Genomic DNA, 19139 nt, shown 5'->3' with positions numbered 1-19139 from the left:
GCGCGCCGACGGTAGGTTACCGACCTGCCGCCCTACGGCACGTCACGGCGGCCGCCGGGGTGGGAGCGCTCCAGCTGGTGACTGGCGGTCATGAGGACGTGATCGAGGCGCGGGGGTCGGCCCCGGGGACGACGGTCCTCGGCGGGGAGAACGGTGGAGGGCCCGCGATGACCACCGACGCCGTGGCGACGGGCCCGGACGGGCACAACGCCCGCGCGGCGGCGACGCCCGGCGGCCCGACCGGCGACGAGCCCACGCTGCTGGGCGTCACGGCCATCCCCAGGACACCCGTCGGGGCCCCGGTGAGCGCCGAGGCCCCGTCGGGCGACGGGCCGCTGGCGGGTCCACGCCGCCCGTTGTGGGCCCGCCTGGGGGCCGGCGCGCGCCGGCACTGGCTGTTCGCCGTCCTGCTCGCCGTCGGCGCGGCCCTGCGGGTCCTGGTGATGTACGCCTACCGCCCGGCGTTCGAGTTCTCCGGGGACTCATACGCCTACCTGACGCTCGCCCACCTGACGCGGCCGGACCCGATGCGGCCCGCCGGCTACCCGGTGCTGCTGCGACTGCTCGGCGACGTGGGGCTGCTCGGCGACGCGGGACACCTCGCCGTCGTGCCGGCCGTCCAGCACCTCGCCGGGCTGGCCATCGCCGTGGCGCTGTACGCGCTGCTCGTGCACCGCCGGGCCCATCCGGTGGTCGCGGCGCTGGCCACGACTCCGGTGCTGCTCGACGCCTACCAGCTCGACATCGAGCACTTCGTCATGGCGGAGACGCTGTTCCTGGCGCTGCTGGTCGCGGCCCTGGTGGCGCTGCTCTGGTCGCCGCGGCCGTCGGTACTCGCGTGCGGGCTGGCCGGCGGGCTGCTCGCCGGGGCCGGCCTGGTACGGACCCTCGGTGTCGTGCTCGGCGTGCTGGCTCTCGCCTACGTGCTGGTCCGGCGGCTGGGCTGGCTGCGGCTCGCGGCATTCTCGGTGGTCCTCGCCGCGCCGCTCGCGGCCTACGCGGGCTGGTTCCACAGCTACCACGGCAGCTACGCGCTGACCGGGGGCGACGCCGCCTGGCTGTACGGCCGGGTCGCCCCGATCGCGGACTGCTCCAGGCTGGACCTGACGACGGAGCAGCTCGGCCTCTGCTCACCGCACTCGCCGGCGGCCCGGCCCGGCCCGAACTACTACGTCTGGGCCGACACCAGCCCCCGGTTCCAGCTGACGGGCAGCGAGCAGCACAAGAACGCGGTCCTGGCCGACTTCGCCCACCAGGTGATCCTGCGCCAGCCGGCGGACTACGCCCGCATGGTCGCCGCCGACGTCGGGCACTACTTCCTGCCCGGCCGGAGCACCGGCTACCGCGACTGGCCGGTCGGCTCGTGGCGGTTCCCGACCGCGGACCCGCCGTACTACTGGCACACCAGCGTCCCGCTGCTCGACCTCGACGGCGGGCACCCGGCCAGGGTGATCAACGAGCCCGCGGCCGGCTGGCTGCGCGCCTACCAACGGTTCGGCTACACGCCGGGTCCGCTGCTCGCGGTTCTCGTCGTGCTCGCCCTCGTCGCCACCGGCCTCGGCCTCCCGCGCCCCCGCCTGTCCGGCCGGGGTCTGCGCCGGCCGTGGGCGCTGGACGGGCCGCCAGCGGTCGTCACGGCCGCGGCCTACGCGGAACCCGGGCCGGGCCCCCGGGGCGCCCCCAGGCCCGCGCTGGAGGGCCTGGCGGCGCTCGGGCTGGGCGATCCCTTCCTTGCCGACCCGGCGACCGCCGCCCGGACGGAGGGCGGCGGCGGGCCGGCGGGGCGCGGCGGAGGCCCGCCGTTCCCGTCCCGCCGGGCCGAACGGCGTGCCGCGCGCCGGCACCGCCGGGCCAACCAGGACCCGGTGGTCGCCGAGCGCCGCCGGCTCAGCGCCGACTGCGCGCTGCTGGTCGCCCTGGGGGTGACGGTGCTGGTCGTCCCGTCGGCGACGGTCTGCTTCGACTACCGCTACCTGCTGCCGGTGCTGGTCCTCTTCCCGCCCGCGGCGGCCCTGGCGATCCGCCAGTTCGTCCTGTCCCGGCCGGCCGACCCGCCGCCGCCCCGCCGGCTCGGCTGACCCCGACCCGACCCGACCCGGCTCGGCCGCGGCCACCCGGGCGGCTGGACGGCGCGGCGCGGCGGGATGACGCGGCCCGCCGCGGCGGTTGCCCCGGACATGCGCTACGGAGACGACGAGACAGTCCGCGGGATGCTGGCCGACACCCACACCTGGGCGGTCGTCGGGCTGTCGACCAACACGAGCCGGGTCGCCTACCAGATCGCGCGGTACCTGCGGGAGCACGGCAAGCGGGTGATCCCGGTGCATCCGTCGAAGCCGACGATCGCCGGCGAGCAGGGCTACGCGGCGGTGACCGACATCCCGTTCCCGGTCGACGTCGTGGACGTGTTCGTCCGCTCGGAGCTCGCCGGCCCGGTGGTCGACGACGCGATCGCCGCCGGGGCCAAGGGCGTCTGGCTGCAGCTGGGCGTACGCGACGACGCGGCCGCGGCCCGCGCCGAGCGGGCCGGCCTGCGGGTCGTCATGGACACCTGCCCCAAGATCGAGGCCCCGCTCGTCGGCTGGTAGCCCGACCACCCGGCCCACGGCGCGCCCGGCCCTCGGCCCGCCCGGTGGGCCGAGGCGCGACGATGGAGCCATGGTGGCGGACGGCGTGACGGCGGACGGCGTGACGGCGGGCGACGGCGAGACGGGCGGCCGCGCCGACGGCCCGACGGCGGTGATCTTCGATCTCGACGGCGTGCTGATCGACTCCGAGCAGGTCTGGGACGAGATCCGCAGGCGGCTGGTCGCCGAGCGCGGCGGGACCTGGCTGCCCGACAGCACCCGGGCGATGATGGGCATGTCGACGCCGGAGTGGGCCGCCTACCTGGTCGGGCTGGGCATCGGGATGACGGCCGACGAGGTGGCCGCCGAGGTGCTGCACCGGCTCGGCGAGCGGTACGGCGAGGCGCCGCCGCTCATCGACGGGGCGGTCGACGCCGTGCGGGCGCTCGCCGCCGGGCTGCCGCTGGCCGTCGCGTCGTCGTCGCCACGGGTGATCATCGAGCGGGTGCTGCGCGTCGCCGGGCTCGCCGACGCGTTCCGGACGTTCGTCTCCTCCGAGGAGGTCGCCCGGGGCAAGCCCGCGCCGGACGTCTATCTGGAGGCCGCCCGCCGGCTCGGCATCGAGGCCGGCCGGTGCGTCGCCGTGGAGGACTCGACCAACGGCGTGCGGGCCGCTGCCGCCGCAGGCATGCCGGTGGTCGTCGTCCCGAACCCGCACTTCCCACCGTCGGCCGAGGCGGTCGCGCTCGCCGCCGTCCGGGTCGAGCACATCGGTGACCTGACGCCGGCCACGGTCCGCGCCGCCTACGCCTAGGCGCGGGCCGACCGCACGGGGCCGGCGCGGGAACCCGTGTGCCCCTGGCCGGGTCGCGGCCGACCGGGACCGCGGCGGCGCTCTCGGGCAGGACGCGGACCGGAAGGGCCTGATTCGCCTATGATCGGCTCGTGCCTGTTCCCCCCGCCGAGGCGCGCCGCGCGCCGGCGCCGTCCGGGCTGGCCGGGCCGTGAGCGAGAAGTTCCGGATCGTGCTCGCGCCGTCGGCGCAGAAGGACCTTGAGCGGCTGCCCGAGCTGGTCGCCGTCGACGTCCGGCGGTTCCTGGACGGCGCGCTGCTCCGGGACCCCTACAAGGCCGGCCGGCCGCTCGGCGAGCAGACGGCGAAGACCGCCCGCAACCACGGCGAGCAGGGCGCGACCCCGTCATCGACGATGTTCGAGGCGACCGAGCACCACTGGCGCATCCTCTACCGGGTCGACGCGAACACCCGCACGATCCGGGTCATGGTCGTCGGCCACCGTCCCCGGGTCGTGCGCCGGCTGGCCGAGCCGGGGTCCCGGCTCCCGTTCGTCGACCGCTTCCGCTGACCGGCCCGTTCCCGGCCCGGACGAGGCCGGTACCCGGGCGGCACCGGAGGTAGGCGAGACCCGGAGGTCGGCACGGAGCGGCAACCCCCGGGCCCCGCGTCCGCGGCCCGGCTCGTCGGGCGCGGCGAGGGCCGGTCCTGGTCACGACGCCTCGCGAGTCGCCTCCAGCTGGGCCAGCGCGTGCTGCCAGCTGGGCTGGCCGACGACCCGCTCGAACAGCCAGAAGAAGACCTGGAAGTCGAGCACCTTCTTCACCGGTCTCGCCAGCAGCGTCCCGCCCGACCGAGCGGTGATGGTCAGCACGCCCTTCGTGACGTCGGCGGCGGCGATGCCGGGCCAGGTCAGGTTCCGGCCGTCGGCGCTGATCCCCGCCGGGCCCAGCGTGAAGGCGCCGAAATCGACATCCTGCCCGGCGCGCAGCCAGGCGACCCTGCTCGGAAGCTGCTGAAGGGCGATCCTGCCCTCGATGTGCCGCGGAAGCTTGTCGACGTCACGCGGGGCCGCGTTGAACGTCAGTGAAATCCGGCGGCCCTGCGGCAGGTGAAAGACGTAGTTGCCATACATTCCGGTATAGGAACCGTTCACATACCGCTTCGTCCAGGAACTGCCGAGATGGACGACGTCCGACCAGGCAAACGCCAGGGGTGTGCGCCTCGTCAGCGACCGGGCGACCAGGCCGCCCTCGTGGACGTAGGTCCACTCGACGGCCTTCACGCCCACATGGATCAGGACGCCGCCGGCGCCCACGAACAGCACCCCGAGCACCGTCGCCAGCACCGTCAGGTCGGCGACGCACAGCACGACGCCGAACACGATCATGCCGGCACCCAGGACGGGCGGGACGACCGCCGACCAGCCCGGCGTGTGCCAGCTCTCCAGCCGGCCGAGGCCGCGGGCCTCCGCCGCCCGCGCCACCTCCGTCGGCGCCACCTTGTCCGCCACGGGAGCTCCCCAATCCACCCGGCCGGCCCCGTGCGAGCGGGACCGTCACCGGCCGCGCGGCCACCGAGGACCACCCGGCTTTCTGTCGGACTGGACGCTACCGGCGATTTCGCCGAACGACTTTCCCGTTTTCGGCAAAGAAGCCGTCAGAGAATGGACAGTAAAGAACCGGTAATCAGGCGGCCCGGCAAAACATGGGGGTCGTCAGGGAGACCGAACTCTTCGGACGGCGCCGGCCTTCGGGCAGCCCGGACCGTCGGACGGCCCACGCTCGTCAGGCAGCTTGGCCGTCACGCGGCCATGGCTGCCGGGCGGGCCGGCCCGCTGCCGGGCGGCGCGCGTCGGCCAGCCCGAGCCGCCCGGGCTCAGGCGACGTTGACGCCGAAGTCGACCGCGATGCCACGCAGGCCGGAGGCGTAGCCCTGGCCGACCGCGCGGAACTTCCACTCGCCGCCGTACCGGTACAACTCGCCGAACAGCATCGCGGTCTCCGTCGACGCGTCCTCGGTGAGGTCGTACCGGGCGATCTCCAGGCCCGACGCGGAGTCGCTGACGCGGATGAACGCGTCCCGCACCTGGCCGAAGGTCTGGCGCCGCACGTCGGCCTCGTAGATCGACACGGCGAACACGACCTTCGCGGCCTGCGCGTTCAGGGTGCGCAGGTCGATGGTGATCTGCTCGTCGTCGCCCCCGCCGCCGCCGACCAGGTTGTCGCCCAGATGCTGCACACTGCCGTCCGGGCTGATCAGGTTGTTGAAGAAGACGAAGTACTGGTCGGACAGCACCCGGCCTCGGTCGTCCAGCACGATCGCGGAGGCGTCGAGGTCATACGCCGCCCCCGACGTCTGGCGCACCTGCCAGCCCAGGCCGACGGTGACTGCGGTCAGGTTCGGTGCGGCCTTGCTCAGCGAGACATTGCCGCCCTTGGACAAAGACACGGAGGCCATGCCCACAAAGCCTAGTACCGGGGATACAAATCGGACCCCGGTACCCGCCTAGCGGGGCCAGTAGTTCCAGGCAGTTGTCCCACTCCCGAGTAGCAGCAACCCACCCACCACAGGACGTCGGTGTGGCCGGCGAGGGGCTGGCCGACCTGGTGGGGCCGGGTGGGGTCGTTGATGTCCCGCGGTCGCGGCGCCTGGTCGCCTCGCGCCACACCTGGTTACCGGTGCCATCACTCGGACCGGGCCCGCGCGACCGGGAGCGGGCCGCCATGCGGACCACGGCCTGCGGAGCAGCACGGCCGGCGAGGACGACGCGCAGGCTGTCGTCGCCGACGCGACAGGACCGTCGTCCGCCCGTGCGGGCGGCACGGACGATCCACGGGGAAAGAGGTCCAATCGAACCTCGAATTGACCGGAATTCGTTGCCGGGGCAATAACCTCCGAGGCCCGAATCCGGCGCCAGCCGGCGTTCGCGTCATGTCGTGACCGGCCCCCGACTGGGGCGCGGCCGGCCATCGTCGGCGCCGGCCCACGGCACGAGAAGCGTTGGGCGACAGGGACTTGTCCGGGCATGAGAGTGCCGCCTGGCTCGGGGGGTACCAGGCGGCACTCTCCTTGGATAGTGGCACCTCGTGCGGAATCAGACAAGCCTCGATCGGCTTTTCCAGGCCATCGGAGACGTTCCCGTCAACGTTTCCACACGGCGCACCGGAGGGCCACAACATACGGTCTGAATGGTTGACTGTTCTCCGCCGGAAACCGCCCGGCGCAGGTAAGGACTCGCCCAGCCTCAAGGCCCGAACGGGCAAGCAGAGCCCACCGGAGGGCCAAGCAGTGATCAAGGGATCGCCGGGACCGGGGGACTCTCGCCCGGGGCAGCCCGGCTAGCAGGCAGCGACGGTGAACGAGCCCTGCTGGGACGCGGTCCGGCTGTTCAGGTCCTTGACGGTGATGGTGTAGCCCAGGGTGCCGGCGGGGGCCGGGCCGAGGGACGCGGTCCAGGTGGACTGGTCGTCCGTCGAGGTCGCGAGCTGGAGGCTGAGCGTCGTCGTGCCGTCGGCGGTGGTGACCGTGACGGTTCCCCCGGCCATGCCGATCGCGTCCTGGACCTGCACCGTCAGCGGGCCGGTGGCGGGTGCCTGGTCGGTGGCGCAGGCCTGCGGCCGCAGCGAGGGCGGGGTCACCGAGAGGATCTTCGGGCCGGCGGTGACCGCGCCGGTGACCTGGATGGTGCCGCCCCCGGTTCCCGTCGCGACCGTCACGTTGATCGGGACGCTGATCTGGCCGACCGGGGCCGCCGACCGGTCCAGGGTGATCACCAGCTCGGTCCGGAAGCCGGGGTCGAGGTGGGTGGTCCGCGGGACCGCCGTGAGCCAGGACGGAAGGCCACCGCCGATCCGGAGGTCGACGGCCGTGGTGCCCGTGGCCGTCAGGTCGACGCTGTCGGTCGAGTCGACGGACCCGAGATCGACGCTGGTCCGGCCGAGGGTGAGCACCGGTCCGGCGGGCCGTGGGCCCGGTTGGGTGACCTTGACGGCCGCGCTGGGCGGTGACGTCGGTGCCGGCGGAGCGGACGACAGCTGGCCCGGGAGGACCTCCTGGACCCCGGGAGCCGGGCTGGCGACGCCGCTGGTCTCACCGGACGGGGCCCCGGCCTGCGCCGGCGACGGGGCCACGACGGCGACCGGGTTGCTGGCGCCCGGCTGGCGGCCCGTCGAGCCGGAGCTCGCCGTGTCGGCGCGCCCGCCGTTACCGCCCCGGCTGACCAGCGCGAAGCCGAGGATCCCGACGACGACGCCGAGGGCCACCAGGCAGCCGACGACGATCCGGCCCCACCGGATCGGCAGGATCCGGCCCGAGCGCCCCCAGGGCGACCGGTGCCGCCCGGGCGCCGGATCCGACCCGGAGTCGGACCGCATCGCCAGCGGCACGGAGTGCGGGCCGGTCCGTGCGCCCATCGCGCGGACGCCCTCGGTGCCGAACCTTCCGCCCGGATCGGTCCGGCTTGCCGGACTGTCGCCGCCGACGGCGTTGCCGCGCCGGTTGAGGCCCCCGACGCGCTGCCGCTCCCCCGCCGATCGTTGCTCCATCGCCGCCAACCCTAGGGGCGCTCCCGGCGCACCGTGGGCGGATTGCTCGTTTCTGTGACCATCGTTCGGCGTGTCGGCCGGGCGTTGGGGCGTCTGGCCTGGTCCGACGCTTCGTGACTCGCGCCACCCGCGCCTGGCACCGGACGTCCCGCGGCCAACGGCGGATGTCCACCGCGTCAACGCGTGGTTTCGCGACCACGTAGGCGATCTCGGTGCATTCGGGCCGACTCCATGGCAGCCTGGCATGACTCGACCCCGACCGACCAGTCGGTCACCAACCTGACGGGTCCCGACCACCCACGGCCCGTCGGATCGCCCTCGCGCCCCCACCCGGCCTGGCCGCGACCCGGCAGCCGGGCACCGCGCGGCGCGGGAAGGAGCCCTGCATGCCCGGCCCCGGATACACGATGGAGGTCGAACTCGGCAAGATCCGCGAGTTCGCCCGAGCGACCAAGTCGAGCAATCCCGACTATCTGGCGGCCGACCGGCCGGTCTCCCCCGCCACCTTCCTCGCGACGTCCGCCCTCTGGTCCTCCGGCGCAGGCTTCCCCTGGGACGAGGTCGACGGCGGCAAGGACATCGAGCTCGGCCGGGTGCTGGACGGCGGCCAGGAGTTCGTCTTCCACGGCGAGCCGCCGCGCGCCGGCACCCGGCTGGTCGCCCGGGCCCGGATCGCCGCCGACTACGTCAAGGAGGGCCGGCGCGGCGGCTCGATGCGGTTCATCGAGGTCGTCCACGAGTTCCGCACCCCGGACGGCCGCCCCGTCGCCGACCTGCGGAAGACCTTCATCGTCACCGGCCAGCCGCCGGCCCTGGCCGGCCAGGAGACCGACCGATGACGCCGGCCGCCGCCACCGCGAACCCGCACGCCCGGGCGCACACCGACTTAGCGCACGCGGACTTAGCGCACGCGGACCTCGCCGTCGGAGCCGGGCCGGCGCCGTTCGTCGACAGCCCGCTGACCCGCACCGACTTCGTCCGCTACCAGGGCGCCTCGGGCGACCTGAACCCGATCCACCACGACGAGGAGTTCGCCCGCGCCGCCGGCTTCCCGACGGTGTTCGCGGTCGGCATGCTGCAGGCCGGCATCCTCGGCACCTACGTGACCGACTGGCTCGGCGCGGCGAACCTGCGCCGCTTCACGGTCCAGTTCCGCGAGCAGGCCTGGCCGGGCGACGTGCTGACCTACACCGCCACCGTCACCGCGCTGCGCGAGGAGGCCGGCCGCCAGTTCGTCGACCTGGCCCTGCTCGTCACCCGGCAGACCGGAGGCACCCACCTGCGCGGTGAGGCCACCTTCGTCCTGCCGGCCTGAGGGCGGCGGGCCGCGTTCGGCCGCGGCCGCGGGCCTGCCCCGCCAGGCAGGCCCGCGGACGCGGCGCTCGACGACGGACCGGCGGTCAGCCGCCGGCCTGGGCGAGCAGGCCCCGGGCGATGACGATCTGCTGGATCTGGCTGGTGCCCTCGTAGATGCGGAACAGCCGCGCGTCCCGGTAGAAGCGCTCGACCGGCACGCCCCGGATGTAGCCCGAGCCGCCGTGGATCTGCACCGCGCGGTCGGCGATGCGCCCGACCGCCTCGGACGCGAAGTACTTCGCGCACGACGGGCCGATCCGTTTGTCACTGCCGTCGTCGAACTTCGCCGCGACGTCGGAGACCAGCGCCCGGGCGGCGTAGAGGTCGGTCGCCGAGTCCGCGATCAGCCCCTGGATCAGCTGGTGGGAGCCGATCACCCCGCCGCCCTGCTCGCGGGTCGCCGCGTAGGCGACGGACTCGTCCACCAGCCGCTGGCTCATGCCGACGCACAGCGCGGCGATGTGGATGCGGCCGTGCGCGAGGCAGCGCATCGCCGTCGCGTAGCCGCGGCCGACCCCGGCCTCGCCGCCGATCAGCACCGACGACGGCACCCGCACGTTGTCGAAGTACACGTCCGCGGTCCAGGCGCCGGCCTGGCCCATCTTGTGGTCGCGCGGCCCGACCGACAGGCCCGGCGTGCCCTTCTCGACCATGAACGTGCTGATGCCGCGGCTGGACGCGGCCTCCGGGTCGGTACGGGCGAAGACCATGAAGACGTCGGCGAGCGGCGCGTTGGTGATGAACCGCTTCGAGCCGTTGATCACCCACTCGTCGCCGTCGCGGACGGCGGTCGTGGTCAGGCCGGACGGGTCGGACCCGGCGCCGGACTCGGTCAGCGCGAACGACGCGGTCCACTCGCCGGAGGCCACCTTCGGCAGCCAGGTCTTCTTCTGCTCCTCGGTCGCGCCCTCCAGCAGGACGTGGCCCGCGATCCCGTTGTTGGTCCCGAACATCGACCGGAACGACGGCGTGGTGTAGCCCAGCTCGTAGACGAGCCGGACCTCCTCGCTCATCGACAGGCCGAGCCCGCCGTACAGCTCCGGGATCGCGAACCCGAACAGGCCCATCTCGGCCGCCTCGGCCCGCAGCGAGGCGGGCATCGCGTCCGTCTCCTCGATCTCCGGCTCGAGCGGCACGACCCGCTCCTGCACGAACCGTCGTACCGAGGCCAAAACCTCGGTGAAGTCACTCTCCTGCACGGCACCCGTCCGAATCTGGTCTCGATCCAGCATCACGGCACACCTGCTCTCGGCCGGCCCCGCCTGGGCGGAGCGCGGCGAGAACCCCGTGCGCCGGTGGATCCCGCGTCCGGCAGACCGGCCGCGCGACCCCACGGGATGCGCCGCGGTCCATCCTGCCCACCCGGACGCCCAGACGCACATCGGGACGGCCCGGGACGACCAAGGTCACTTCCCCTTCGCTGGCCCGTGACCGCACGGCGCGACACGATGACACGACCGCCCACCGCCCGGCGCAGCGGTCCGCGGGCCGGCGCAGCGCTCGGCCGCCAGCCGTCCGGGCGCATGATCGGTATGTGGCGAGGACGAACAGAAGACACGTGACTGAGGGAGTCCGGGCATGAGCGGGATCTGCGAGGGGCGCATCGTCGTCATCACCGGGGCGGGCGGTGGCATCGGCCGCCAGCACGCGCTCGCGTTCGCCGCCGAGGGCGCGAAGGTCGTCGTCAACGACCTGGGTGGCTCCCGGGACGGCACGGGTGCCTCCGCCGGCCCGGCCCAGGCCGTCGCCGAGGAGATCAAGGCGGCCGGCGGTGAGGCCGTCGCGCACACCGAGGACATCTCGACCTGGGACGGCAGCCTGTCCCTGATCCAGACCGCGGTCGACACGTTCGGCGGCCTGGACGTGGTGGTCAACAACGCCGGCATCCTGCGCGACCGGATGCTGACGAACATGACCGAGGCCGAGTGGGACGCGGTCATCAAGGTGCACCTGAAGGGCACCTTCGGCCCGGCGCACCACGCCGCCGCCTACTGGCGGGACCGGTCCAAGGCCGGCGAGGCGAACGACGCCCGCATCATCAACACCTCGTCGCCGTCGGGCATCTTCGGCAACGTCGGGCAGACGAACTACGGCGCGGCCAAGGCCGGCATCGCCGCGTTCACCGTCATCGCCGCCATGGAGCTGAGCCGCTACGGGGTCACCGTGAACGCGATCGCGCCGACCGCGCTGACCCGGATGACCGAGGACCTCGGCTTCGTCAAGAAGCAGGACGAGGACGCCAGGGAGGCCAGCCAGGACGAGGCCTGGAACCCGCTCGGCCCGGAGAACATCTCGCCGCTGGTCGTGTGGCTCGGCTCGCCGCAGTCGAGCGCCGTCACCGGGCGGGTGTTCTCGGTCGCCGGCGGCTTCATCAGCGTCGCCGAGGGCTGGGTGAACGGCCCGTCGGTGGACCGCCAGGGCAAGTGGGAGCCGGGCGAGCTCGGCGAGGTCATCCCCGACCTGGTCGCCAAGGCCGCCACCAACGCGGACATGCAGGGCAACCGCCGGTAGGCCGCGGCCGGCTCGTGGCCGGCGCCGGGCCCAGTGCCCGGCGCCGGCCACGCCGCGAGGTCAGCGCCCGAGCGCGCGCCGGCCCCACCAGACCCACCAGTCGAGGGTCCACAGGACCAGGGCGAAGCCGAAGAGCAGGTCCTCGACGGGCGCGAAGACCAGCCTCGGGCCGAGGATCGTGCCCGGGTCGTAGCGCACGACGCCGAACCCGGTGAGCACCCCGTTCGCGGCCAGCTGGCAGCCGACGATGATCGCGTAGGCGGTCCAGAACGCCTTCCGGCGCACGAGCCGCACCCGGAACACCCCCAGGTCCGCCGCGACCGCCAGCACCACCCCGGCGACCGCGAGCGCCGTGTAGCTCACCGCGCCTCGTCCCCGGGCGCGTCCCCCTGGGCCGGCTCGTCGCCGACGAGCCAGCCGGGCCGGCGGGCGCGGACGGCCTCCAGCGTGAGCACCGCGCACACCGGCACGGCGACGAAGAACAGGACCTCCTCCAGCGGCAGGCCGCCGGGCAGCCGGATTCCGGTGATGCTCCTGGCGTCGAACGTCCACTGGCGGCGCGCGACCGCGTAGAGGTCCCAGCCGGCGAAGACCACCAGCACCGGCACGAGCGTGGCCACGAGGCGCCGCCAGCGGGCGTAGACCCGGGTCCGCAGCAGGATCTCCAGCGGCGCCGTGCCCAGCAGGCAGACGGCCAGCACCGCGAGGTAGGTCAGGTGCCGCACGCGGCAGCCGCGGGCTAGCCGGCGGCGCGCAGCCGGCCGGCCAGCGCGGCGGCGGCCGCGGCCGGGTCGGCGGCGCCGGTGATGGCCCGGACCACGACCGCCCGCCGGGCGCCGGTCGCGAGCACCTCGTCGAGACGTTCGGCGTCGATGCCGCCGATCGCGAACCAGGGCTTGGCGCCGGGCGCGAACGGCGGCGCGGCGGCGACGGCCGTGGCGACCAGCCCCAGCCCGACACCGGGCCGGCCCTCCTTCGTGGGCGTGGGCCAGACCGGGCCTACGCAGAAGTAGTCGACGTCCGGGTCCTCGATCGCCGCGGCGAGCTGGTCCTCGTCGTGCGTCGACAGCCCGATGATCACGTCGGGCCCGAGCAGCCGGCGGGCCGTCGCGGGCGGGATGTCGTCCTGGCCGACGTGCAGGATGTCGACGCCGGCCACCGAGGCCAGATCGGCCCGGTCGTTACCGCTCACCAGGGCGCCGTGACGGCGGCCGGCGGCGACCATCCGGCCCAGTGCCGCCGCCTCGGCTCGCCATTCCAGCCCCTTCTCGCGCAGCTGGATCAGATCGACCCCCGGCCCCCCGGCCGGCGCGAGCACGCCGTCGAGGAACGCGTCGAAGGCCGGCTGGCGCGGGGTGCACAGATAGAGCCGCGCGTCGGCGAGCCGGGCCAGGCGCTCGGCCCGCGCCAGCGGTGCCCCGTCGGGCGCCTCGGCCAGCGCCAAGTCCACGATCGCCTGCTCGGCGATCACGTCCAGCGCGGACGGGCCCGTCTGTCGCGCCGCCGGCTCGTCGAGCTCGGCGTCGCCGGCGAGACCGGTCAGGTCGGTCAGGTCGTCAGCCACCGGCCACCGCCCGGACCAGCTCCAGCCGGTCGCCGGCCCGCAGCAGCACCGCGCGGCCCTCGGCCGTCGTGAGCGCCTCGCCGTTGTACTCGACGACGACGGAGCCGACGCGCAGCCCGAGCTCGACGATCAGCTCGGGCAACGGCTGCCCGTCCGGCACCTGCCGCTCCCGACCGTTCACGACGACGTCGACAACCGCGCGAGGGCCACTCGTTCCAGGCGCTCCAGCCACAGACGCATCGACCACCCTTCGGACCCTACGCGCGCCGGGCCCGCGGGCGCCCGGCTGACGGAGGCCCCTAGAAGACGGAGGCCCCTAGAAGGGGGATGCCCCTAGAAGGCGAGCGCCTGAGCCCGGCGCTTGACCTCCCGGCCGCGGTTGTCCCGCAGCGCCTGCAGCGGGGTGCCGGGAAGGCTCGGGTCCTCCCGCATCAGCCAGTCGATGGCCTCGTCCGGCGAGAAACCGGCGTCGGCCAGCAGCGTCAACGTGCCGGAGAGGCCCTTCGTGACGGCGTCCCCGTGGATGAAGCCAGCCGGGATCCGCAGAATGCCGTCGTCCTGGCGACGAGCGAGCAGGCCGCCCTCCCGCACGAGCTGGCGCACCCGGGTGACCGGGACGCCCAGCGCCTCGGCGACATCGGGCAGCGGCAACCAGTTGTCCATGGTCAAGATTAAACAGGACGTGGACGTCTCCTCAAGGCCGTGCGTACTTCCGATTGACGCGTTCATGCAGCCGTGACCCCCAACGTCCCGCAACAACAACCAAAGGGCCGCGGCCTGGGCGCCCGCGTCAGGCGGGGCCGATCTGGACGCCGCCGGCGGCCGCGGACCGGGTGGCCGCCTCGGCGACGGCGACGACCTTGCGGGCCGTCTCCACCCGGTAGGGGTTCAGCGGCCAGCCCGACAGCAGGGCGTCCGCGAGATCCCGGTAGAACGGTGACCCGGCCGCGGCGGGAAGCGGCAGCTGGGTCGTGGTGCCGTCGTGGGTGACCAGCGTCAGCGCGCCGGCCCGGCCGTCGGGGGACAGAGCGTCGGCCGACAGCGCGCCGGCGGTGCCGAGCACCCGCAGCCGGGCGGTCGGCGTCGGCAGCACGTCGGACAGGACGAGGTGCGCCTCGGCGCCGTCCGCGAAGCGCAGCAGGATGCGGGCGTGGTCGGCGTTGGTGACGTGGTGCCAGACGCGCTTGTGGGTGGTCGCGACCACCGTCTCGACGGGCTCGTCGACCAGGTCGAGCACCCAGTCGAGGTGCGCGAAGCCGCGCTCGTGGATCAGGCCCCCACTGGTGCGCTCGTCGTCGCGCCAGCCGCCGGCCGGACGGTTGAACCCGCCGTAGGTCGCCTCGACGGAGAAGACGTCGCCGATGGCGCCGCGCCGGACCGCGGCCCGCAGGCTCTGGTAGGCCGGGTCCTCGCGCCGCTCCGGATACATCACCACCACCGACGAGCGGGCCGCGGCGAGCAGCGCCAGGTCGTCGGCCTCCTGGGTGGACAGCGCGAACGGGGCGGCGATGACGACGTCCTTGCCGGCCTCCAGCGCGCGGCTCGCCCACTGGGCCCGGCTGTTGTTCTGGGTGCCGACCACGACGAGGCGGACGTCGGGGTCGGCGACCAGGTCGTCGGCCTCGGCGTAACCGCGGACGGTGCCGTCGGGGCCGGGCTGGCTGCCGCTGACGGCCACCAGGTTCAGGCCCTCGGTGGCGTCGAGGGCCGCCTGGTGAACGGCGGACGTCGTCGGGGTGGCGAGCAGGCCGACGCCGATCGGGCCCGCGTCGCTGACGCCGAGGGCGTGCCGCAGCCAGCGGCCGACCAGCCGGTGATACCCGGGGTCCGCGAGCGTGGAGGCCGTGGTCCCGAGCGTGAACATGCCGAGGCCGGTGGACGGCCGCCAGGTGCAGACCGGGTACTCGGCCATCTCGTGGCGCACGAGCAGCAGCCGCTCGACGTCGTCGGCGATCTTGTCGGGCAGCACCCAGCTGTCGTACGGGCGGAACTCGCCCATCCGCGCCGCCACCTGCCCGCCGTCCGGCCCCGTGGACAGGGCCAGCACATGCGGCGGGACCGCGCGGCCCGGGATCAGGCCGGAGGCCTCCACCAGCGGGCTGTCGACGGGCAGGGCGCGGACCGTGGGCCCGGCGAGCAGTACGGGGACCGACTGCCGCGCGCGGTCGAGTAGCTCCTGCTCGACGGAGTCCAGTGGCCGGTCGATGAGGACCAGCAGGGCGTCGGCGGAGCGGGCCGAGGTGGGCCCGAGCCCAGCGGCCCGGAGGTGGTCACCGAGGGCGCCCACCCCAGGCAGGTTGGAGACCAGGTGAATGCGCGGCACAGCGCCAGACTCTAGTGACAAGCTCAAATCCGCCCGCCAACGGGGCCGATGGGCAGGCTCGACCCTATCGTCCAGGTAGCCGGTCCGTGGCCGATTACTCCGGCAGCAGGGATTTCAGCGGGACGCTGACGTCGGCGAACTGCGCCTGATCGGGCTTGGTGTCGGAGGCGAGCAGCCGGCGCCCGGCGACCATGTCGATCGGCCGGACCACCGTCACCAGCGCCGAAAGCGTCCCGTCGGCCGCGAACCAGCCGGCCGACCAGCCCGGGGCCTTCTTCATCTCCGGGGTGCGCTGGGCGGTCGGGTCACCGCGGAACACCAGCTCGTCGCCCTGCGCCGGCAGGCCGGCGAACTGGACCATCCGGCCGAACTGCTCCGACCAGAAGTAGGGCACCGGGTTGTACGTCGGCAGCTCGGCGACGGGCGTACCGGCGGCCAGGCCGAGCAGCGTACTGGCGGCCACCGCCGGGGCGGACTGGGCCGCGTCCCAGTGCTCGACGTGCATCCGCTGGTCGTAGCGGGCCGACCACCAGGCCGAGCAGTCGCCCACGGCGACCACCGGCGGGGAGCCAGCGGCGCCGGCGACGTCGCCCGCCCAGCTGGCCAACAGGTGCTCGTCGGCGACGACGCCGCCCTCGACGAGCAGCGTCCCGCCGAGCCAGCCGACGTCCGGGCGCACGCCCACGCCGACGACGATCTCGTCGGCTGGCAGGAACTCGCCGCCGCGCAGCAGCAGACCGTCCTCGCCGATCTTGTCGACCATCGCGTCGAGCCGCAGGGTGACGCCGGCCTCGGCGTACCAGGAGACGGCGTGACCGCCGACCGCCGGCCCGAGCGGGAGCAGCGGGTGGCTCGCTCCCTCGACGACGGTCACCTCGGCGCCGAGCTTGGCGGCGACGGTCGCGACCTCCGCGCCGATCCAGCCCGCGCCGACGATGACCAGGCGCAGCCCCGGGCGCAGCGTCTCCCGCAGTGCGCGCGCCTCGTCGATGGTGCGCAGCAGGCGCTGGTTGTCGCTGCCGGGCAGCCGGATCGGCGCCGAGCCGCTGGCGATGACCAGTCCGTCGTAGTTGACCGGGCCCGCGGTGGTGTGCACCGTGCCGGGCTCGAGCCCGGTCGCGGGCTGGCCGAGCAGCAGCTCGACGCCGTCCAGCTCGTCCAGGCCGTACGGAAGCTGGGTGTTGTCGGTCCGCCCGGTCAGCACGGCCTTGGACAGGGGCGGCCGGTCGTACGGGAGGTGCTCCTCGGCCCCGACCAGGGTGATCTGGCCGGCATACCCCTGCTCGCGGAGCTCGACGACGGTCCGCCCACCGGCCAGTCCGGCTCCCACCACCACAACGCGTTCCATAGGCCGCAGGCTATCGGAGCGTCCCCTTATCAAGCCTGGCTTAGCTTCGCCCGTCACACTGGCGCGCATCGAGATCACCGGCGCCGCACCGTGACCGACCGGCGAGCACCCCGCGACCGAGCTGTCGCCACGAGTTGCTACGTGCCCACCAGCGGGAAGGCGTCCTTCCAGACGGGGTCGTAGCCGGCGGCGACGAGGACGGCGGCTACCTCGGCGGGCGGGCGTTCGTCGCTGATCGAGAACTGTTCGCCGGCCTCGCCGGGGGTGCCGTAGCCACCGGGCTCGGTCGACGAGCCGGCGCTCATGGTGGTCACGGCGATCCGGGCCAGGCCGTCGCGCATGGGCGCGGGCTCCCTGGTGGACAGGGAGAGGTCCAGGTCCGGCTCGTAGAGGCGCAGGGCGGCGTGGGCCTGGACGAACTCGGCGTCGTCGACGACGACCACCGGGGGGAAGCCGGCCGCGTTCGGGCGGATCCGCGGCAGGGCGGCCATCACCTCGGTCCGCCAGAACCGGCGGCCGAGAAACGTCGCGTGCGCGGCCAGGGCGAGCACGTCGGCGCGCCAGTCGACGGCGAGGCCGAGCAGCACGCCGAGCCCGAGCCGGCGCACGCCCGCGGCACCGGCCCGCTCGAACGAGGACAGCCGCCGGTCGAAGTCACGCTTCCAGCCGGCGACGTGCACCTCGCGGTAGCGGTCCCGGTCGTAGGTCTCCTGGTAGTGGACGGCGCCGACGAGGCCGGCGGCGACCAGCCGGGAGTAGGTGTCGTCCGACCAGGTCTGCGTCTCGATCGAGATCGCCGGGAACAGCGGGGACAGCCGCTCGACGACGGACACGAGGTAGTCGGCCGAGACCTCGATCCGGTGCTCGCCGGAGACGAGCAGCAGGTGGCGGAAACCGCGCTCGGCGAGCAGCCGCGCCTCGGCCTCGGTCTCGTCCGGGGACAGTGTCCGGCGCACCACCGGCAGGCCCTTGGAGAAGCCGCAGTAGGTGCACGACGACAGGCACTCGTTGGAGACGTAGAGCGGGGCGAACAGCCGGACCGCGCGGCCGAACCGGCGCAGCGTCGTCTCCCTGGCCAGCTGGGCGAGCTCCTCCAGCCGGGCGGTCGCGGCCGGCGAGAGCAGCACGGCGAGGTCGGACAGCGTGAGCCGGTCGCCCGCGCGGGCGCTCGCGAGCGTGGCACTCACGGCGGCGTCGTCGGCGCGCAGCCCGCGCGCGGCCAGCCCGGGCAGGTCGAGACCGGCGAGGACCGCCGCGAACTCGCCGGGCGCCGCGCTCACGGCGCGACCAGCCCGGCCGTCGCGGCAGCCCCTGCGGTCGCGGCACCAAGGAAACCGGTGAGCGGGGAGGACGCCTCGGCCCTGGTCGCGGTGCCGACCGTGCCGCGACCGGCCCGGTAGCCGAGCCGGCCGGCGAGGGTGGCGAGCGCGAACGCCCGGGCCATCGCCACCGGGTCCGCGGCGACCGCGATCGCGGTGTTGACCAGGACGGCGGCGGCCCCGATCTCCATCGCCTCGGCCGCGTCCGAGGGCACACCGATCCCCGCGTCGACGACGACCGGGACCCCGGCCGCCTCGATGATCACTTCCAGGGCATCCCGGGTCCGCAGGCCGCGGTTCGAGCCGATCCAGCTGCCCAGTGGCATGACCGTCGCGCAGCCGGCCTCCTCCAGCCGCCGGGCCAGCACGGGGTCGGCCGGGCAGTAGGGCAGCACGGTGAAGCCGTCGGCGACGAGCAGCTCGGCGGCCCGCAGCGTCTCCACCGGGTCGGGCGCCAGGGTGCGGGGGTCGGGGGTGACCTCCAGCTTGACCAGGCCGGTGCCGACCGCGGCCCGGCCGAGGCGGGCCAGCCGGTGTGCCTCCTCGGCGTTGACGGCGCCCGAGGTGTTCGGCAGCAGCGTCATGTCCGGCGGCACGAAGTCCAGGACGTCGCCCTCGCCGGCCCGGTCGAGGTCCACCCGGCGCAGCGCGACCGTGACGATCTCGGCCCCGCTCGCGACGAGGGCGTCGCGCATCACCTGGTGGCTGCCGAACTTCCCGGTCCCGACCAGCAGCCGGCTGCCGAAGTCCTGCCCGGCGATCCGAAGCGGATCGTCGCCGCCGGGCAGCCCGGCCAGGACAGACGAGGTAC

Annotated in this window: 20 protein-coding genes; 7 read left to right on the top strand and 13 right to left on the bottom strand. The window is 74.4% G+C overall.

Going from position 1 to position 19139, the window contains the following annotated elements:
• The first annotated feature begins 167 nt into the window (after window positions 1–167).
• The 4 genes from FRAEUI1C_RS40845 (at window position 168) to FRAEUI1C_RS09150 (ending at window position 3931) form a co-directional block, all read left to right on the top strand.
• A complete protein-coding gene (locus FRAEUI1C_RS40845) occupies window positions 168–2078 on the top strand; it encodes a hypothetical protein (protein ID WP_013423018.1) in 1911 nt (636 codons plus the stop codon).
• A 66-nt stretch (window positions 2079–2144) separates the two neighbouring features.
• The gene (locus tag FRAEUI1C_RS09160) at window positions 2145–2588 is read left to right on the top strand and encodes a CoA-binding protein (RefSeq protein ID WP_013423017.1); all 444 of its coding nucleotides are present in this window, start codon (window positions 2145–2147) and stop codon (window positions 2586–2588) included.
• A 70-nt stretch (window positions 2589–2658) separates the two neighbouring features.
• Window positions 2659–3381: an HAD family hydrolase gene (locus FRAEUI1C_RS09155; protein ID WP_083819453.1), complete on the top strand. Its 723-nt coding sequence runs from the start codon at window positions 2659–2661 to the stop codon at window positions 3379–3381.
• A 190-nt stretch (window positions 3382–3571) separates the two neighbouring features.
• Window positions 3572–3931 carry a type II toxin-antitoxin system RelE family toxin gene (locus FRAEUI1C_RS09150; protein WP_013423015.1) on the top strand — a complete coding sequence of 120 codons (360 nt, stop codon included), beginning with the start codon at window positions 3572–3574 and terminating at the stop codon, window positions 3929–3931.
• 141 nt (window positions 3932–4072) lie between these two features.
• Here the strand turns inward: FRAEUI1C_RS09150 and FRAEUI1C_RS09145 are convergent, their stop codons facing one another.
• The 3 genes from FRAEUI1C_RS09145 to FRAEUI1C_RS09135 form a co-directional block, all read right to left on the bottom strand.
• On the bottom strand, window positions 4073–4873 hold the full coding sequence (locus FRAEUI1C_RS09145; protein ID WP_013423014.1) for a DUF6585 family protein: 801 nt from the start codon (window positions 4871–4873) through the stop codon (window positions 4073–4075).
• 365 nt (window positions 4874–5238) lie between these two features.
• Window positions 5239–5820 (bottom strand): TerD family protein, encoded by a 582-nt coding sequence (locus FRAEUI1C_RS09140; protein ID WP_013423013.1) that lies wholly within the window; start codon window positions 5818–5820, stop codon window positions 5239–5241.
• 881 nt (window positions 5821–6701) lie between these two features.
• Window positions 6702–7907: a hypothetical protein gene (locus FRAEUI1C_RS09135; protein ID WP_013423012.1), complete on the bottom strand. Its 1206-nt coding sequence runs from the start codon at window positions 7905–7907 to the stop codon at window positions 6702–6704.
• Window positions 7908–8293: 386 nt separating this feature from the next.
• Here FRAEUI1C_RS09135 and FRAEUI1C_RS09130 point away from each other — a divergent pair, with 386 nt between their 5' ends.
• Together FRAEUI1C_RS09130 and FRAEUI1C_RS09125 are read left to right on the top strand one after the other, a co-directional pair.
• The gene (locus tag FRAEUI1C_RS09130) at window positions 8294–8746 is read left to right on the top strand and encodes an FAS1-like dehydratase domain-containing protein (protein WP_013423011.1); all 453 of its coding nucleotides are present in this window, start codon (window positions 8294–8296) and stop codon (window positions 8744–8746) included.
• The gene (locus FRAEUI1C_RS09125) at window positions 8743–9222 is read left to right on the top strand and encodes a MaoC/PaaZ C-terminal domain-containing protein (RefSeq protein WP_013423010.1); all 480 of its coding nucleotides are present in this window, start codon (window positions 8743–8745) and stop codon (window positions 9220–9222) included. Before FRAEUI1C_RS09130 ends, FRAEUI1C_RS09125 begins: the two co-directional genes overlap by 4 nt.
• A gap of 85 nt (window positions 9223–9307) precedes the next feature.
• Here FRAEUI1C_RS09125 and FRAEUI1C_RS09120 read toward each other — a convergent pair whose 3' ends face one another.
• Window positions 9308–10495: an acyl-CoA dehydrogenase family protein gene (locus FRAEUI1C_RS09120; protein ID WP_013423009.1), complete on the bottom strand. Its 1188-nt coding sequence runs from the start codon at window positions 10493–10495 to the stop codon at window positions 9308–9310.
• Between the two features lie 346 nt (window positions 10496–10841).
• Between FRAEUI1C_RS09120 and FRAEUI1C_RS09115 the strand changes: the two genes are divergently transcribed.
• Window positions 10842–11774 (top strand): SDR family oxidoreductase, encoded by a 933-nt coding sequence (locus FRAEUI1C_RS09115; RefSeq protein WP_013423008.1) that lies wholly within the window; start codon window positions 10842–10844, stop codon window positions 11772–11774.
• Between the two features lie 60 nt (window positions 11775–11834).
• Here FRAEUI1C_RS09115 and FRAEUI1C_RS09110 read toward each other — a convergent pair whose 3' ends face one another.
• The 9 genes from FRAEUI1C_RS09110 to FRAEUI1C_RS09070 all read right to left on the bottom strand — a co-directional run bounded on the left by FRAEUI1C_RS09110 (window position 11835) and on the right by FRAEUI1C_RS09070 (window position 19116).
• Window positions 11835–12137, bottom strand: coding sequence for a lycopene cyclase domain-containing protein (locus tag FRAEUI1C_RS09110; RefSeq protein WP_013423007.1), 303 nt, complete (start codon window positions 12135–12137; stop codon window positions 11835–11837).
• The gene (locus FRAEUI1C_RS09105) at window positions 12134–12499 is read right to left on the bottom strand and encodes a lycopene cyclase domain-containing protein (RefSeq protein WP_013423006.1); all 366 of its coding nucleotides are present in this window, start codon (window positions 12497–12499) and stop codon (window positions 12134–12136) included. The genes FRAEUI1C_RS09110 and FRAEUI1C_RS09105 overlap by 4 nt, the downstream gene beginning before the upstream one ends.
• A gap of 14 nt (window positions 12500–12513) precedes the next feature.
• The gene (gene thiE, locus FRAEUI1C_RS09100) at window positions 12514–13218 is read right to left on the bottom strand and encodes a thiamine phosphate synthase (protein ID WP_049807140.1); all 705 of its coding nucleotides are present in this window, start codon (window positions 13216–13218) and stop codon (window positions 12514–12516) included.
• 112 nt (window positions 13219–13330) lie between these two features.
• Window positions 13331–13498, bottom strand: coding sequence for a sulfur carrier protein ThiS (gene thiS / locus FRAEUI1C_RS09095; RefSeq protein WP_232425350.1), 168 nt, complete (start codon window positions 13496–13498; stop codon window positions 13331–13333).
• 173 nt (window positions 13499–13671) lie between these two features.
• A complete protein-coding gene (locus FRAEUI1C_RS09090) occupies window positions 13672–14001 on the bottom strand; it encodes an Rv2175c family DNA-binding protein (protein ID WP_041259102.1) in 330 nt (109 codons plus the stop codon).
• A gap of 127 nt (window positions 14002–14128) precedes the next feature.
• Window positions 14129–15661 carry a Gfo/Idh/MocA family protein gene (locus FRAEUI1C_RS09085; protein ID WP_013423002.1) on the bottom strand — a complete coding sequence of 511 codons (1533 nt, stop codon included), beginning with the start codon at window positions 15659–15661 and terminating at the stop codon, window positions 14129–14131.
• Between the two features lie 94 nt (window positions 15662–15755).
• Window positions 15756–17009: an NAD(P)/FAD-dependent oxidoreductase gene (locus FRAEUI1C_RS09080; RefSeq protein WP_041259100.1), complete on the bottom strand. Its 1254-nt coding sequence runs from the start codon at window positions 17007–17009 to the stop codon at window positions 15756–15758.
• A gap of 137 nt (window positions 17010–17146) precedes the next feature.
• Window positions 17147–18289: a 2-iminoacetate synthase ThiH gene (gene thiH, locus FRAEUI1C_RS09075; RefSeq protein ID WP_013423000.1), complete on the bottom strand. Its 1143-nt coding sequence runs from the start codon at window positions 18287–18289 to the stop codon at window positions 17147–17149.
• Window positions 18286–19116 (bottom strand): thiazole synthase, encoded by an 831-nt coding sequence (locus FRAEUI1C_RS09070; protein ID WP_013422999.1) that lies wholly within the window; start codon window positions 19114–19116, stop codon window positions 18286–18288. The genes thiH and FRAEUI1C_RS09070 overlap by 4 nt, the downstream gene beginning before the upstream one ends.
• Between the last annotated feature and the right edge of the window lie 23 nt (window positions 19117–19139).

This window comes from Pseudofrankia inefficax (assembly GCF_000166135.1).
GTDB lineage: Bacteria > Actinomycetota > Actinomycetes > Frankiales > Frankiaceae > Pseudofrankia > Pseudofrankia inefficax.
This window is presented reverse-complemented; position numbering and strand designations above follow the sequence as displayed.

Excerpts from the sequence above, each read along its gene's own strand:
- FRAEUI1C_RS40845 (WP_013423018.1), top strand. The coding sequence starts at position 168 with ATGACCACCGACGCCGTGGCGACGGGCCCGGACGGGCACAACGCCCGC.
- FRAEUI1C_RS09160 (WP_013423017.1), top strand. The coding sequence starts at position 2,145 with ATGACGCGGCCCGCCGCGGCGGTTGCCCCGGACATGCGCTACGGAGAC.
- FRAEUI1C_RS09155 (WP_083819453.1), top strand. The coding sequence starts at position 2,659 with ATGGTGGCGGACGGCGTGACGGCGGACGGCGTGACGGCGGGCGACGGC.
- FRAEUI1C_RS09140 (WP_013423013.1), bottom strand. The coding sequence starts at position 5,820 with ATGGCCTCCGTGTCTTTGTCCAAGGGCGGCAATGTCTCGCTGAGCAAG.
- FRAEUI1C_RS09135 (WP_013423012.1), bottom strand. The coding sequence starts at position 7,907 with ATGGAGCAACGATCGGCGGGGGAGCGGCAGCGCGTCGGGGGCCTCAAC.
- FRAEUI1C_RS09130 (WP_013423011.1), top strand. The coding sequence starts at position 8,294 with ATGCCCGGCCCCGGATACACGATGGAGGTCGAACTCGGCAAGATCCGC.
- FRAEUI1C_RS09125 (WP_013423010.1), top strand. The coding sequence starts at position 8,743 with ATGACGCCGGCCGCCGCCACCGCGAACCCGCACGCCCGGGCGCACACC.
- FRAEUI1C_RS09120 (WP_013423009.1), bottom strand. The coding sequence starts at position 10,495 with ATGCTGGATCGAGACCAGATTCGGACGGGTGCCGTGCAGGAGAGTGAC.
- FRAEUI1C_RS09115 (WP_013423008.1), top strand. The coding sequence starts at position 10,842 with ATGAGCGGGATCTGCGAGGGGCGCATCGTCGTCATCACCGGGGCGGGC.
- FRAEUI1C_RS09090 (WP_041259102.1), bottom strand. The coding sequence starts at position 14,001 with ATGGACAACTGGTTGCCGCTGCCCGATGTCGCCGAGGCGCTGGGCGTC.
- FRAEUI1C_RS09080 (WP_041259100.1), bottom strand. The coding sequence starts at position 17,009 with ATGGAACGCGTTGTGGTGGTGGGAGCCGGACTGGCCGGTGGGCGGACC.